The following is a 15,577-nucleotide window of genomic DNA, read 5'->3' as shown; positions in this document are numbered from 1 at the left end:
CTATGGTTTTTGTGAGTGGATTCGATGATGTTTCTAGGAAAAAAATATATAAAGCCATGACCATCTTCGAGTTTATCACACATTTTCCAAATGAAGAGAGCTGTGAATATTATCTGAAACTCCACAGGGAAAGGACCGGTATCAATTGTAAGACCTGTCAGATAATATCAAAACATTACTGGTTTTCAGGAAAGAAATTCTTTGAATGTAATAAATGCAGGAGAAGGACATCACTAAAAGCAGGAACAGTCATGGAATCAAGCATTCTTTCTCTACACACTTGGTTTACCGCGTTTCTTTTGATGTCAGCTACCATAAAGGGCTTTTCCTGTCTTGAATTTCAGCGTCAGTTAGGTTTGACGACATATGAAAAAGCATTCAACCTTATGCATAAAATTAGAACAGTAATGGGGAAAAGAGACGGTTTGTATCTACTCAATGAAAAGATAGAGTTTGATGAGGTTTATGTTGAAAAATCTACCAAAAAGGCAATTCAGGAGCATTTAAAGTCTGGTAAAGAGAGCCAAAAGCAAGCTATTGTGGCAATGGCTTCCGAACCTAAACCATTGGAAGATCCTGATTCAGGTTCAAAAAGTCGTCATTGTGAGTTTTTCAAGATGAAAATACTTAGGGACGTAACTTCTGAATCTATAGAAGGATTTATAGGAGATTCCATAAATCCAAAATCAGTGTTGTTCACAGATAAAAACCCGGCTTACATGAACATTGAAAAGATGGTCGAAAACCAAATTATGGTGAAATCGTCTGCATCCACCACAAAAGGGGATTTAAACTGGGTACATGTGGCAATAAGCAATCTCAAAAAGAATATACTTGGAATATACCATATGGTAAGTGAAAAGCATCTCCAAAATTACCTTGATGAATTTGATTTATAAGCTCAACAGAAGATATTTTGGTGAAAAGCTATTCATTAGATTGATTATGGCTTCAATTTATCCTTACGTGCAAAATACCGAATAGTCAGACTATTTTTTTCAAAAAGTGACTTGATGCCCTTTAAACATGTGATAGACCCAAATATTTAAAAAATTTTTATCAAAAAGAAACGCTTTATTTTTGGTGTTTTTTCAAAAAGTTGGATTCTTGGTTTTATTAATTTTAAATTAACATTACCGTCAGGGCTAATTACGCACAGATTACTGACTTCCCTACTCCAATTTTTTTTATTTAATTAACACTTCCAATTCAACAAATAATAGCATACTAATTCTAACTTGGTAGCCCCATACTCTGTGTTTTAATTCAAATTAAAATTTCTTTTATGTTTTCTGTTATCATTCCTCTTTACAATAAATCCCAGTTTATAGAAAGGGCAATAAATTCTGCCCTCAATCAGATTTTTAAGCCTTCAGAAATTATTGTGGTGGATGATGGCTCTACAGATGATGGGGTTGAATTGGTTAAAAAGCTGTTCAGCTCTCAGGTGGAATTATATACCCAAGAAAATATGGGAGTTTCAGCAGCGAGGAATTATGCAATTTCAAAAGCAAAATCGTCTTATATAGCATTTTTGGATGCTGATGACTTTTGGCAAGAGGAGTATTTGGAATTAATATCAAAAGGAATTAAGAGTTTCCCTCATGCTGGAATTTGGGGAACTTCCAAAACCTCAGACATAGTTGAATTGGTCAAACCAAAGGGTGAATTCTACTTGATTGAAGATTATTTTATGAAATACGTAGATCGCTCTCCCTTTCTCACTTCTTGTGTAGTGATGGATTCATCTTTTTTTAAATGTCAACCGGGCTTCAATGAAAATCTTACAAGAGGGGAGGACCTTGATGTGTGGTTTAGGGCCATCTGTTTTTTTGGTGGCGCTGCATTCTGTGATGACAAAGCGGTGTTTTATGAAAAAGATGATCCCACCGCTTTAACCAAAAGAAATTTCACTTTTAGTCGATCAATCTTAAAAGTCATAGCCTCTCCGGCCTATACAAAAAAAATTATTTATAAAGACCAAAAAACAAAAAAGCAATTTGATTATTTTAGATCGAAATTTTTTAGGATACATATTGCTAAATATTTCAAAGCTCCTGAAAATAAAGAGGATATAGAAGATGTGATATCTAAACTAAATCCCAAAATGCTATTGATCGATTTGTTTTTAAACCTCCCATTTTCATTTTTACATTGGTTTTTTAAGGATGGTAAAAGGAGTTTGTATTTTAGAAAGTACGTGAAAAGTTGTTTCAAATATATATACTAATAGATGTTTTTAAATCAATGGTCAAAATAAATTGTTGTTTAAACTATCTACGAAGCCCTGATATTTAACTTAGCAAGTATATTAATGAAATCCGTTTCAATAAGGTTTTTTGTATTAGGAAAAAATTAAGGAAAACTGACCTTTAATCTTAAATTAAACCGGCCAGATCAAAAAATTTTGTGAACATAATCCGAGAAGAATGAAGCATAAAAGTGGAGTAAACCAAGTTTTAGCAAATAATATTACTTATAGGCTCAAATTTCGTAAGGCGTCCCCGGGAGATTATTTTTTTCTTTACAGATTTTTTTGATCAAAATAACCAACAATTTTTAACCACATTATTGTTTTTTAACTGCTTTAAAAAAAAGTAAAGAAATCCTATTTTAACTCTGATTTAAACTTCTGTTAGTTGGTTTTCAAAAATTCAAGGAGTAACTTACCCAAAGTTAAATGATTATGGTTTTCTTGAATATAGTCGATACAGTTGTTTGATTTCTTCATATAGTTGGCTTCAGATAGGGCATTCAGCTTTATTTGGAGATCTCCTTCATTTTCATAGATTAAACCCAAATCGAAACGGTCAATAATACCATCAGGATTAACATGATTTGTGGTGAGAATAGGGGTACCTGTAATCATGGCCTCCAAAAATGTATTACTAAAACCTTCATACCTTGAGGTATTTAACAAAAATTTGGATTTAGAAAAAAACAAAAATATTTCATTCCTAGGGATTAGGCCTACGAATTCTACATTGGAAAGTGTCTTAAGTTTATCAACAAAAAATGAGGTTTCCTTATCAATGCTTGAATTAGGCGAACCTGCGACTTTAAAGTTTTCAAATGGTAAGGTTAATGCAATTTTATACAGTAACTCCAAATTTTTTTGACGTCGAAAATTTGCTACCCAAGCAATATAGCCTTCCATTTTAGGCTTAACTTTCAAAAAACCAGTATTAATTATAAAAGGATTTGAGAATTTGACAATTTTTTGCTTTGGAAATCTGTTAGTTAATTTTTCAAATTGAAATTGATTTTGCACAAGAATGAATGTAGCCCGTCGGAAAGCCAAATCAATAAAAAATCTTTCAAAAAAACTATGGGTTAACTTAATCCTATGATCAAGCATGTTGTCATTTGCTACCCTGATAATTTGCTTAATTTTCAATATCCTGCATAACACCCCAACGAAAAATGAATTCCAAGTGGGAATTGATTCCACCAAATAATCACAATTGCATTTTTTTAATGCTTTAAAAAACTTTGGTAACCGGTAACCTGGCCATCTCAGAACAGGAATTCCTTTATGTTGGTGGTAGACAGGGCAAATCTCTATCCATGAATATTCCTCTAAAACATCCCTTTTGTCATTTTCATAGTTGGCCAATACCACCTCATGTCCCAGATCGTGTAATGCATTCATCCACACCTGAGTGGCCACTACTGCCCCACCTAACGGTTTCCCCCCCTTTACAATCATTTCAACATTTCCAATCTGTGTAAAAAAAAATCTTGCCATTTATTTCTAATTATTATTTGGATGCTATTGTAAAGGCTTTTCTCCTTAATCAAGATTAAATAAGCAATTTAATTCTAGAAGTTCATAAAAGTTGCTTTTATCCGATTAGGCTTTAGGCCCTTTTTCAAAGCAAAAATGCCTAGAAATTTTCTAAAGGCATCATGGAGAATAACTTTTTTTTTTACTTACGGATCCGGTTATTCAATAATATGATTATCCGCAATCATGCCAGTAAGGATAAATTGAATCAATGATGAGTCTGTCAAAAAGCTTTTGACCGAAATATCTTCTGTTGAGCTTGTAACATTACTCGTTTAAATAGTTCTGCATCATCTTCTGAGTTATTATATGGTATGTTTGCAGGTGCTTCTTAAAGTTACTTATGGCAATATGAACCCATTTGAGGTTAAAGTTGCCTTCTTTCGTGCCGGAGATTTCTCTGACATGAACAATTATACAATCACCCAGATCTGAGAAGGTGGTACTCTTATCTGTTTGAAGTACAGTATTTTTATCAATGATTTCTTTGATTAAAACCTGGGCGGTCTTAGCCTCCAAGTTCTTTACTTTCTTCATCTTGAAATAGCGACAGCTCTTTTCAAGTTAACCCGAGTTAGGGTCCTCCAAAACGGTGGATTCAGCCATAACAGCTACTTTAGACTGTTTTTGGCTATCTCTGCTTCGCTTACCTTTAGTTTTATCACTGACTGACTTTCCAACAAAGGCTTCGTCATATTCAATCATACCTTCTAACCTGTAGCTATCATCCCGTTTTCTCATTACAACCCTGATCTTATGGTACATCCTAAAAACAGGCTCGTATCGCTTCAGACCCAATTGTCTTTGAAGCTCCGCAGCACTGAAACCTTTATTTGTCGCAGATATGAATATAATGGCAAGCATCCAGACACGTATTGGAAGGTTGCTGTGTTCCATCACGGTTCCGCTTTTGATGCTGGTTCGGAAACCACAGGAAGAACATTGGAAAGACTTCTTGTTTTCAAGCCAATAGTGCTTGGTACATGAGCATCTTTTACAGACAACCCCCTGTTTAATCCTTTGAATTTTAATGAATTCAATACAGGTGGGTTCATCAGGAAATCGATTGATGAAGTTGATAATATTCATCGTCAAAACAGTTTAATTTGACCCAATTTATAGAGACCGAATGATCACAGATAGCAATTGTCACTATTTGTCGCTTTAAATTTATTTGCCTACTGGTGTAATTACGGATATACATAAACAAAAATTTGCTCCATAAATAAGTAAATATCTCTTTGAAAGATTTATCAATTGTTTGTGATCAATAGTATTTCAGGTAGAGAAAATCTAAATTCTGTAAAAAGTAAATAAATGAAAAAAAGAGACTTCTGCTAAAAGTCTCATTCATTCTTAAGATTGATACTTTAATCGTAAATTAATCTGATTATTTCTTGTGACAACTCATCAACGGGCACCGTTAAGTGTTTTTTACATTGTTCAAAATTGTATTTGACAATCTCTTGATCATATACGAAATTTTTTGGATTTTCGTCTGCCATATAAAATTTGTACGGGGCATAACAGGGAGAGACAGTTTCTACTATTGGGATTGCTCCACAAATCATAGCTTCAAAAAACCTATATGTCCATGGACAGCCGACATCTCCCGAGGGGCAAATGATAAATTGGCTTTTCGCTTGCAACTGAAAATATTCATCATCCCAAGATTTGCCCGGAAACTGCCTTCCCCTGAGCGAAGCGGTCATTAATACAGGTTCAGAAAATTTAAACATTTTATTCAGAAAAGTAAAAATTTTATAATCATATTTAATTTTCCCGGTTAGACTTAAATATCCTTTAATCTTGCTTGAAAGAAATGACTGCATCCAAACTTGTCTTTGCTTGGTTAATTTTCCGATGAAGGCATATTTGATTTTCCGCTCTTTTGGCCAAAGACTCATACAATAATCAAACATCGCATGGGGAAGGATCAAAGGCCTGGAAATATTTCCGATTTTAGTTTCAGGTACTATGGTCTTATGGGCAATCAGGGTATCTTGTATTTCGAATACATTGTCATTGGGAGTGATGACGTGGTACTTAATGCCAAAATGCTCAGTCAATCTTTGAAGTCTAATGTCGAATTCGGGTTCAACAAAAAAATCAAAGTCAGTTTCCATCACAGCATGGGCTAACTTGATCTCTTGAAGGTATTGGTAAGTGAGGTTTAACTTGATGTTTTTCATGGTTTGAGGAATATGGCTTTGGCTTTTATAAAAGTTGAAACATGGTTCTTTTGCTTTTTTTGAAAAAACTATTACCCACATATTTAGCGAAAATAATTTAAATGCTTTTCTCTTTTTTATTGGTTTGAATATTTTTTTTAATGTAAGTGAAACCGCTATTCAGAAATTATTTCTCAATAATTGATCGGAAGGGATAAAATAATTATTAAGTTTATGAATAATCTTGAAAAGTTATACAACATATAACTGGTTAAATATTTTAAACTATTTACAAATTGATTTGAATTTTAAATAAAAATGATGTTATCAGAAAGTGGTTATAAAAATAAATCAACAATCCTGATAAATAGTTAGTTCTTTAAAAAAATTTATTCGTAAAACTAAAAACCTCCTATTCCATGAATAATTTATGGCTCATATTTATGGAGCTTTGTCTTTTTTTAAATATTCCTTTGTAAAGATTTTTTCTTCTATTGAATTATACGGAGAAAAGAACCTGTCTTTTCTCCGTTTTTTTACAATTCAATTCGGGTTTTTTTTAAGAAAACAATATCCCAAATAAACCAAATCATTTCTTTTCCATTCTTAGTGCTTAACCACCCTCTTACTTTCCATCACCCCAAAAGCCTGTACCTTTATGACATAAATGCCGTCAGGGAGTCCTTGGGGAATTTCAAGGGTGATGCTTTCTTTTGGATCGGTAACTTCACTTTCGAAAACAGGTATTCCTTTGCTATCGAAGATAGTAATGGTCACTTCTCCGGCTATTGGCCTTGAAAAATCCAGGTTAATTATGTCTGTAAATGGATTTGGATAGGTTTTGATCGTGATTGGGGAGAATTTTGCCACAAGCAATGCCTTGTCTTTTCCTATTTCAAACTTCCATATTGCCGACTCACTGGATGGCCGCTTTCCATTGGCAGTTACTTTCCAATAGTATATTTTTTCCCTTTCAAGGCTATCTAAAGTGAATTTTGTATCCAAGATTTGAGAGAAACTCTTCACATTGGTTTTGAAAGTACTGTCTGACGACACATCCAATCGGTAATTTTCAGCTTCTGTCACGGCTTCCCATACAAATGCTATCGAAGTGGTATCTACCACAGCACTGGTAGCAGGACTTTTCAATATTGGGGAATCCAAACTTGGAAGCGGTGCAGTTATAAAGTTCCAAACTGCCGAATAGGGGCTGGTACCCACTATATTGATCGCCATAACCCTCCAAAAATATACCTGATTCGGTTCCAAACTTTCAAGTGCAACAGTGTTGGTGGTGATTGAATTGCTGTTAAATACAATTGATTGGCTGAAATTGGAAAATTTGGAAACTTGTACCTGATACCTTTCTGCATCTACTACAGGTTTCCATTCAAGTGCTATATTATCAATAGTCAAAATGGTGCCTGAAGTCGGGCTGACCAAGATAGGTGCAGTCGGAGCTTTGATAGGTTTTTCAGTAGAAAATTCCCAAGTAGGCGAATAACCACTGTTTCCGGCAATATTGGTAGCCCTCACTCTCCAATAGTAGGTAATTCCTTCCTCAAGGTTTTGGATAGTCAAAGAGGTCTCCAATAGATTACTGTTATCAACGATGTTTTGAGAGAAATCCTTTGATTTTGAAACCTGTAACCTATATGAATCAGCACCTGCCGCAATTTTCCACATCAATTTCGGATTGATTTGCAAATCTTTTTTCCCATTACTAGGACTTTCCAATACAGGGATATCAGGAATTCCTAATGTTTCAAATTTCCAAGTTTCAGAAAATTCACTGCGCCCTGCTTCGTTGCCTGCAAATACCCTCCAATAATAAGTTACTCCTTTATCTAAACTACTGGTTTCAAATGATTGTGCCTCAATATTGGACACCTCAAATTGCATCAAGGTAAAACTTGCATCTTTGGAAATTTGTATGCCATAGACTTCTGCACCTTCCGATTTGGTCCAAGTAAATACTGTATTTCCCGTCAAACCAACACTTTCATTTTTTGGCCCGAGTAAAATAGGAGCGGAGGGAGGATTGATTTTCTCTTTTGTGGTAAAAGACCAAGTTGGAGACCATCCGCTCACCCCTGCAGAATTGGAAGCCCTTACTCTCCAAAAATACTTTGTTTCCTCCTGCAATCCTGACACAGTAAACTCATTATCGGTGAGGGCAAAGTTGCTGGAAATTATGGAACTGAAATCCTGACTGGTGGAGACCTCTATGCCATATTTATCCGCCTCAGAGATGAGTGACCAGGTTAATTTCAAGGTAGTTGCTAATCCGGTATTTTGGTCGGAAGGACTTTCAAGTGTTGGAGCAATTGGGGGATCAAGCAAAATTCTTGTTTTGAAACTCCAAATAGTAGAGAAAGCACTATTTCCTGCCTCATTGCCTGCACTCACACGCCAATAATAGGTCACCCCTTCCTCAAGGTCATTGATCCTTAAAGAATTGACAGTCACCGATGCATTGTCAAGGAGTACAGTCCCAAAATTACTGTCTTTTGACAACTGAACCCTGTAGGTCTTTGCTCCGGTTACCGATTTCCATTCTAAATTCGGAACAATAGAAATCTCTTGAGCCCCATTGGAAGGACTGAGGAGAGTGGGGATTTCAGGAATAGTTACGGGTTTGATCGTCCTAAAAGTCCAGACTGCAGAATAGGTGCTGTTTCCTGCTGAGTTTGATGCCCTCACTCTCCAAAAATAAGCGGTATCTTCCTGTAATCCTGAAACCGTAAATTCGTTGGTTGTCAAAGTTTTATTATCAATAACCAAAGTGCTGAAATCAGGATTTTTTGAAACCTCAAGGGTGTATCCGGTTGCTGTGGTTACTGCATTCCAGGTCAACTTCAAGGTAGTAGCCAACCCCGTTGCATTATTGGATGGACTGGTCAAGACAGGGGCTGTTGGAGGGTTCAATGCCAGTTTGGTTTGAAAGCTCCACACAGAAGAATAGCTACTGCTGCCCGATTCATTGGTAGCACTTACTCTCCAATAATAAGTTGCACCATCTTGTAGGCCGTTGACTTGAAGTGAATTTGAGGTTACAGCGGCATTGTCTAGGGAAAGAATGGCAAAATTACTTTCCTTTGAAATTTGCACTCGGTAGGTTTTCGCCCCGGAAACAGAAGTCCATTGTAAACTAGGTGAAACCGAAAGGTCTTTTGCCCCATTGGAAGGACTTAGAAGACTCGGTACAGCAGGTACAGGGATAGGTTTGATCGTTGTGAATGTCCAGACTGTGGAGTAGGGGCTTGTTCCTGCAGAATTTGTTGCCCTCACCCTCCAATAATATGGGGTATCTTGCTCCAAACCTGAAACTGTAAACTCGTTTGTTGTAAGGGAGTTGTTATTGACTACCAAAGAACTGAAATCAAGATTTTTTGAAATCTCAAGGCCATAGGTATCAGCATTGGAGATGGCTGCCCATGTAAGTTTGACGGTAGTAGCAATCCCCGTGCTTTTGTCAGCGGGACTGCTGAGCTGTGGGATTGTAGGCACTACAACTTTCTGACCAATTGTAAACCTGATCTTGAGAGAGGTACCTCTTGTTCCCCCAAGATTGGGTCCTGAAAACGGAATTGCTTCTAGGATATAGTCTCCTATTCCAAGCTTGCTGCCTTGGTAATCGCCATCTTTATTTCCATATAAGGTATAGGGGGCAACATTTTCAGTGATGGAGGAATTGCTTGGACCTGATAATTGGATAGAAACGCTGCCGACAGAACTTGGGTTTGTTTTGGCTGTGAAGTTTATATTCACCCCCTGAAACACATTGATATCCAATAGAGCACCGTCCGTCAGTGGGCCAATTTCCAAATCCGAATCAGCATTGACCAAAGTAAATCCTGTAATGATGCCCGAGGGATTCATGACCGGAACAGTTATTTGGGAATTCGCCATAAAATTTCCTTCCAAGGTTTTGGCACTGATCCTCGCAGAACCGCTTTTTACCGCTGTCACCAATCCTGTGGCACTCACTGTAGCAATGCTTGGGTCCGAAGAAGACCATGTTACGGTTTTATTGGTCGCGTTAGTTGGTAAAACAAGAGGAGAAAGCTGCAAGGACCTGGAAATCTCCAGAGTAGCGGTGGCTGGACTAAGAGAAATTCCTGTAACAGGAATGGTTGTAGAGTTGGCCTTCGTCAAAAAGGTCCAAGAAGCCGAAAAAATACTGTTACCGCCTTCATTTGAAGCTCTGACCCGCCAAAAGTAAGTAACCCCCGCCTGCAGGTTATTGACCTGTAAAGAATTTGTAGTTACTGCGGTATTGTCCAAGATTAGGCTTGCAAAATTGCTCTCCTTCGAAATTTGAACACCGTATGTTTTTGCGCCCACCACAGCACTCCATAGTAATGTGACGGAAGTGGACAAGTCCTTTGCCCCATTGGCAGGACTGACAAGAGTTGGAACAGCGGGAAGAGCGACCGGCTTTATGGTCCTAAAATTCCAGACGGTGGAATAGGGGCTGCTACCCGCTGAATTGGTGGCTTTTACCCTCCAATAATACAAAACATCCTCTAGTAATCCTGAAATACTTACTTCATTGGTCGTTAACAACTTACTGTTTGAAACCAATATACTGAAGTCAGAATTTCTTGAAACCTCCACAGCGTATGTTTCAGCATTGGAAACGGTAGACCAGGATAATTTTGGGTTTGTGGGTAGTCCTGTACTGTTATTGGTGGGACTTGTTAAGGTTGGAGAAGTAGGGGCGATAACTTTTTGCCCAATCGTAAAATCAATTGAAAGAAGATTTCCTTTTGTTCCGGTCAGATCAGGATCTGAGTAGGGTATTGCTTCTAAGGTATAATTTCCTTCCGGTAGGATTTTTCCATTATAATTTCCCCTGGTGTCCCCAAAAAGGGAATAGGGGACTACACTCTCTGTAGTTGATTCATTGACAGGACCGGTCAATTTTATGGATACACTGCCGACGGTCGAAGGGTTTGTATTTACTCGGATATCTAAATTGATCCCTTTGATTTGGTTAATATCTATAATGTTCCCGTTGGAAATAGCGCTGATGTCCGAATCAGAATCGGCATTGACCAAGGTAAATCCCGAAATACCCAAAGTCACACTGTTTGATACCGTGATTTGGGAAGTGGAGGTAAAATTTCCATCCTGCGATTTTGCAATAATATTAACAGAACCACTTTTTATCCCTGTAACCAATCCAGTGGAACTAACTCGTGCAATAGTTGGATCAGAGGAAGTCCATGTAACTGTTTTATTGCTTGCATTTGAGGGGGAAAGGGTGCTGGTTATTTGCAAAGTTTTAGAAATTCCCAAGCTTGCTTTTGTTGGGCTGACAGAAATACCTGTTACCGGTATGGTTTCGGTAATGTTGTTGATTATGGTGGTAAAAGTCCACGGAGTTGAGAAGCTACTGCTTCCTGCATCATTTGTGGCCAATACTTTCCAATAGAAAGAAGTCCCCAATGTCAGATTTTTAATTTCTATACTTGGACTTGTTAAGTTATAAATGTCATAAAGGATAGTGGTGAAAGTTTCATCCTTTGCCACTTGTACACGGTAAGTTTTGGCTTCATTGACCGGACCCCATTGGAGAAGCTGGGTATTTGACATATCCTTGCTCCCATTTATGGGACTGATTGGCTTGGGGATTTCAGGGATGGAAAGGGAGGTTATTGTTTTAAAGTTCCAGATACTTGACCATGAACTTGTCCCATTGCTGTTTTTAGCCCGTACTCTCCAAAAATATTGGGTGTTGAGTTCAAGATTTTGAACCGAATATTGAAGGGAAGTCAGGTTCTCAATGTTGGTAACTAAGGTGCCAAAATCTTGGGTCTTGGAGACTTGAAGATGGTAGGTTTGAACATTGGCGGCACTTTTCCATTTAAGGATGGAGTTTGTAGCTATTCCGGTTGCGGAATTGACAGGGCTTTCTAGTTGGGGAACAGCCGGTGGGGTAGTGGCATCAAATTCAGAAATATTTTTGACCAGACTATTGATATACACTTCAATATTGGTGTAACTACTGCTGAGTTTATAGCCATTGTTATCTGCAGTTACAGGGTTTAGACCATTTTCAAGTTCCCAAGTATCTGGCATACCGTCACGGTCAGTATCCTTTGGTGCAGGCAAAGATTTCAATACCGGCCACCCTCCTACGTCTTGTTGAGAGTCGATGATGCCGGGTATACCGGTTTGGGAACCTTTAAAGGTGGTGGTGCCGGTTCGGACTTCCTCCACCAGGCGCTTATCCACGGCATCCCTTACTAAGCTTGCACCGGCATGTTGTAAGGCTTGGCTATAGGCACCTTCAGCGGATAGTGTTTTAGAATAGGTTCCCACCGGAATTGTAAAGGGGATAAGTTTCCCATTTTGATCTTTGTGTTTAAGTTGATCCAAATATTGCTCAGTAAGAATTCCAGATTCAAGCCTTACCCCAAGCCATTGATTATCCAAGACCTCTTGCCTGTTGGTCATAATATTTCCTTCTAAGTAAAATAAGCCATAAGTACCACGATCTTCATTTATACTTGTAGGGTTTAAAAAGTGATTAGGGAATCCATTTCTATTTTGTGAAGCAGGACCGGCCTTATAATAATTTGAAATTAAATTTACATTGGATTCAAAACCTCCGTCACTTGCCCTGAATGACCAATTGTAAATTGTGTTGTTCCTAAAGTCAATAAGGGATTCGGACCTGGAAAATTTGCTGCCTTTTTGAAAATGCAAATTTCTGTTTGTAAAGTGAGTAATTAAATTATTAAAAATAGAAATATTTTGCCCGGAGACAATCCCACCATAACCATGGGGGCCTTTTTCATGCACTGAATCATTTAAGCCCTCTGCAACAATACAATGCTGAACAGTAATATTTTTCCCATTTCCAATGGAAAGAGTTTCATCTACTCCCCAAGAAAAGGAACAATGGTCAATGATGATGTTACTTGGGATAGGTTGATCGGTATCACTCCGGATGGTTAGGGCATCATCATCAATGTTCGAAGAGTTTCCCATTCTTGACCGGATAAACCGTATGGTAATATTGCTTGAATTTTTAATTTTGAAAGAATAGTTTTTAAGTGTGATACCATCACCCGGAGCAGTTTGTCCCGCAATGTGTACATCCCCCGCCCTGATGTCTAAATTGGATTGCAATGCAATGGTTCCTGAAACTTCAAAGACGATGGTCCGTTTTCCGGATGCTTCTATGCCCTCTCTCAGGCTTCCCGGTCCGGAATCATTCAGATTGGTGACAATAAATACTCTTCCTCCCCGTCCACCTTTGCTGAATTTACCAAATCCTTCAGCCCCTGGAAATGCGGGGATAGATTGACCAAAAACAAAACTCAGGGTTGATGGAATAATGAAAAATAATAGGAGGGCCAATTTTTTAAAATACATCATAGCAGTAGGGCTCATAAGTCAAGATTTAACTTCAGGACATAGTTTTTCCTGCAGACTTTTGGAAGTCTGTTTGATCAATAAATCTGATAGCTTTGATGGGGTGATCAAGCGTTCAGATGGGTCGAAAAGATTCAAACCCTGACTCCAAATTTGCTGGATAGAATTTCTTTTCCAAAACTTTGATGCACAAACCAAATAATTCACATTTTAAACCAATTTTCTCCATATAAAACAAAAAATAAAAAATCAGTTACAACAACCTTCTCCCTAAGTCAGGGATGAAACCAATTTTTCAAAATGAACGAAAAGCTTTCATTGTGGAGAATCAAGAAATGGTGTAGCCCCATTAATGCACTTACCCAAATGATCCCAAAATTTCCTATTTAAAACTGAAAATCATTGGAGTGAGACCTAGAGCAACATTCAAGAACATCTGAAAGGTCGACCCCGGTTTTGCACAGGGATAGGAGGTAAAATGGAAGTTTTAATAGCTGGAAAATGAGTTTGACAGTTTCGCCTCGATATTCTCTTAAAAAAAGTAGTAGTCAAAAGTGTGATTATTTTCTGTATGAAAGGTGAATTACAATAATCGAAATTTTGCTTCGTGAATTTATATAATTACAATTAATCAAAAATCAAAAAGATGTGCTACCAAACCATTAAGGTACACCTCCAAATTGGTAAAGTTGGGATTCAAGTCATAAAACCGATCACTTCTTTTATCAGGATCCAAACCATTTTCAATTTCCCAGGCATCGGGCATACCGTCTCTATCACTATCTTTTGGTGCGGGTAAGGATTTCAATTCGGGCCAACCGCCAACATCATTTTGACTATCAATGATTCCTGGAATCCCTGTTTTTGAACCCATATAAGTGGTTTTCCCAGTTTTTACTTCATTGATAAGCCTTAGGTCAACTGCATCTCGAAAAAGACTTGAACCGCTATGATTCAAGATTTGTGTATACGCCACATCTGCCGGATAAGTCTTGGAAAAAAATTCTTTTTGAATAGAAAATGGGATTAATTTTCCTTTTTGGTCTTTGTGTTTAAGCTTTTCCAAATACTGTTTGGTCAAAGTGCCTGATTGAAGCCTCACCCCAAGCCATTGATTGTCAGTAACTTCTTTTCTATTAGTTAAAATATTTCCCTCTAGGAAAATTAGGCCGTAGGTGTTTGGATCTTTATTTATGCTGGTCCCATTAAAAAAATGATTGGAGTGTCCACCTGTATTTTGTGATGCCGGACCGGGCTTATAATAATTTGAAATTATATTTACATTGGATTCGTATCCTCCGTCGCTGGCTCGAAAAGACCAATTATAAACAGCGTTGTTCCGGAAATCGATAAGGGATTCGGATCTAGAAAAATTGTTTCCTTTTTGAAAATGCAAATTTCTTTGTGTAAAATGGCTCAACAAATTGGTAAAAATGGAAATATTTTGACCAGAAACAATCCCACCATAACCGTGAGGCCCTTTTTCATGGACAGAATCATTGAGCCCTTCTGCAATGATGCAATATTGAATGGTGATATTTTTCCCATTACCTATGGAAAGTGTTTCATCTGTTCCCCAAGAAAAGGAACAGTGGTCAATAATGATGTTTTCAGGAGTGGATCCTCTGCTATCTCGCCTGATGGTGAAAGCATCATTTTCAAGGTTTGAAGTATCACCCAGCCGTGATCGAATAAATCTTATGATGATATTGCTTGCATTTCGGATAATCAGAGAATGGTTTTTTATGGTTATTCCCTCTCCCGGAGCAGTTTGTCCGGCAATGGTCAGATTCCCTTCCCTGATATTTAAATTGGATTTCAATTCAACATTACCGGAAACTTGAAATATAACAGTCCTAGGTCCTTTGGCCTCTACCGCCCATCGCAAACTCCCCAATCCACTGTCATTGAGGTTGGTGACGATATACACCATACCTCCCCGCCCACCCGTGGCATATTTACCAAATCCTTCTGCACCGGGAAATGCCAAAGGCTTCGCTACATCTTGGGATGGGGAGGTAAAAGTGCCAAGGCTTTGAAGCAAACATAGATAGAGAATGAAAATCATTGGGGAAAATTAGTAGTAATACGTTAAAGAAACGAATTGATCTCTTCTTGTAGAGATCAATTCGTTTGAAGAAAGTATTTTTTGTTCTTTGATAAAATTGTTTTCTACCAATTTAACACATTTTATAAAAGGATAAATGCTCCTCGGAAAACAGGATCTTGA

The 15,577-nt window shown here is 37.6% G+C and carries 5 protein-coding genes and 2 pseudogenes; 2 read left to right on the top strand and 5 right to left on the bottom strand.

Annotation, left to right across the window (positions count from 1 at the left end):
* The first annotated feature begins 56 nt into the window (after window positions 1-56).
* Together DQW11_RS05845 and DQW11_RS05840 are read left to right on the top strand one after the other, a co-directional pair.
* Window positions 57-984, top strand: a pseudogene (locus DQW11_RS05845) (IS1595 family transposase).
* Between the two features lie 301 nt (window positions 985-1,285).
* Window positions 1,286-2,230, top strand: coding sequence for a glycosyltransferase family 2 protein (locus DQW11_RS05840; protein ID WP_113923019.1), 945 nt, complete (start codon window positions 1,286-1,288; stop codon window positions 2,228-2,230).
* Window positions 2,231-2,635: 405 nt separating this feature from the next.
* Here the strand turns inward: DQW11_RS05840 and DQW11_RS05835 are convergent, their stop codons facing one another.
* From DQW11_RS05835 to DQW11_RS05815, 5 genes and pseudogenes are all read right to left on the bottom strand, one after another.
* Complete coding sequence (locus DQW11_RS05835) at window positions 2,636-3,748, bottom strand: glycosyltransferase family 4 protein (RefSeq protein ID WP_113923018.1); 1,113 nt, start codon at window positions 3,746-3,748, stop codon at window positions 2,636-2,638.
* 213 nt (window positions 3,749-3,961) lie between these two features.
* Window positions 3,962-4,876 (bottom strand): annotated as a pseudogene (locus DQW11_RS05830) (IS1595 family transposase).
* Window positions 4,877-5,157: 281 nt separating this feature from the next.
* The gene (locus DQW11_RS05825; RefSeq protein ID WP_157966045.1) at window positions 5,158-5,979 is read right to left on the bottom strand and encodes a hypothetical protein; all 822 of its coding nucleotides are present in this window, start codon (window positions 5,977-5,979) and stop codon (window positions 5,158-5,160) included.
* A 585-nt stretch (window positions 5,980-6,564) separates the two neighbouring features.
* The gene (locus DQW11_RS05820) at window positions 6,565-13,365 is read right to left on the bottom strand and encodes a fibronectin type III domain-containing protein (protein ID WP_157966044.1); all 6,801 of its coding nucleotides are present in this window, start codon (window positions 13,363-13,365) and stop codon (window positions 6,565-6,567) included.
* A 613-nt stretch (window positions 13,366-13,978) separates the two neighbouring features.
* The gene (locus DQW11_RS05815; protein WP_113923015.1) at window positions 13,979-15,415 is read right to left on the bottom strand and encodes a pectate lyase family protein; all 1,437 of its coding nucleotides are present in this window, start codon (window positions 15,413-15,415) and stop codon (window positions 13,979-13,981) included.
* Between the last annotated feature and the right edge of the window lie 162 nt (window positions 15,416-15,577).

Source organism: Cognataquiflexum aquatile, assembly GCF_003316845.1.
Classification (GTDB): domain Bacteria; phylum Bacteroidota; class Bacteroidia; order Cytophagales; family Cyclobacteriaceae; genus Cognataquiflexum; species Cognataquiflexum aquatile.
The sequence above is the reverse complement of the archived record's forward strand: the minus strand, read 5'-3'. Positions and strand labels throughout refer to the sequence as shown.

Excerpts from the sequence above, each read along its gene's own strand:
- DQW11_RS05820 (WP_157966044.1), bottom strand. The coding sequence starts at position 13,365 with ATGAGCCCTACTGCTATGATGTATTTTAAAAAATTGGCCCTCCTATTA.
- DQW11_RS05835 (WP_113923018.1), bottom strand. The coding sequence starts at position 3,748 with ATGGCAAGATTTTTTTTTACACAGATTGGAAATGTTGAAATGATTGTA.
- DQW11_RS05825 (WP_157966045.1), bottom strand. The coding sequence starts at position 5,979 with ATGAAAAACATCAAGTTAAACCTCACTTACCAATACCTTCAAGAGATC.
- DQW11_RS05815 (WP_113923015.1), bottom strand. The coding sequence starts at position 15,415 with ATGATTTTCATTCTCTATCTATGTTTGCTTCAAAGCCTTGGCACTTTT.
- DQW11_RS05840 (WP_113923019.1), top strand. The coding sequence starts at position 1,286 with ATGTTTTCTGTTATCATTCCTCTTTACAATAAATCCCAGTTTATAGAA.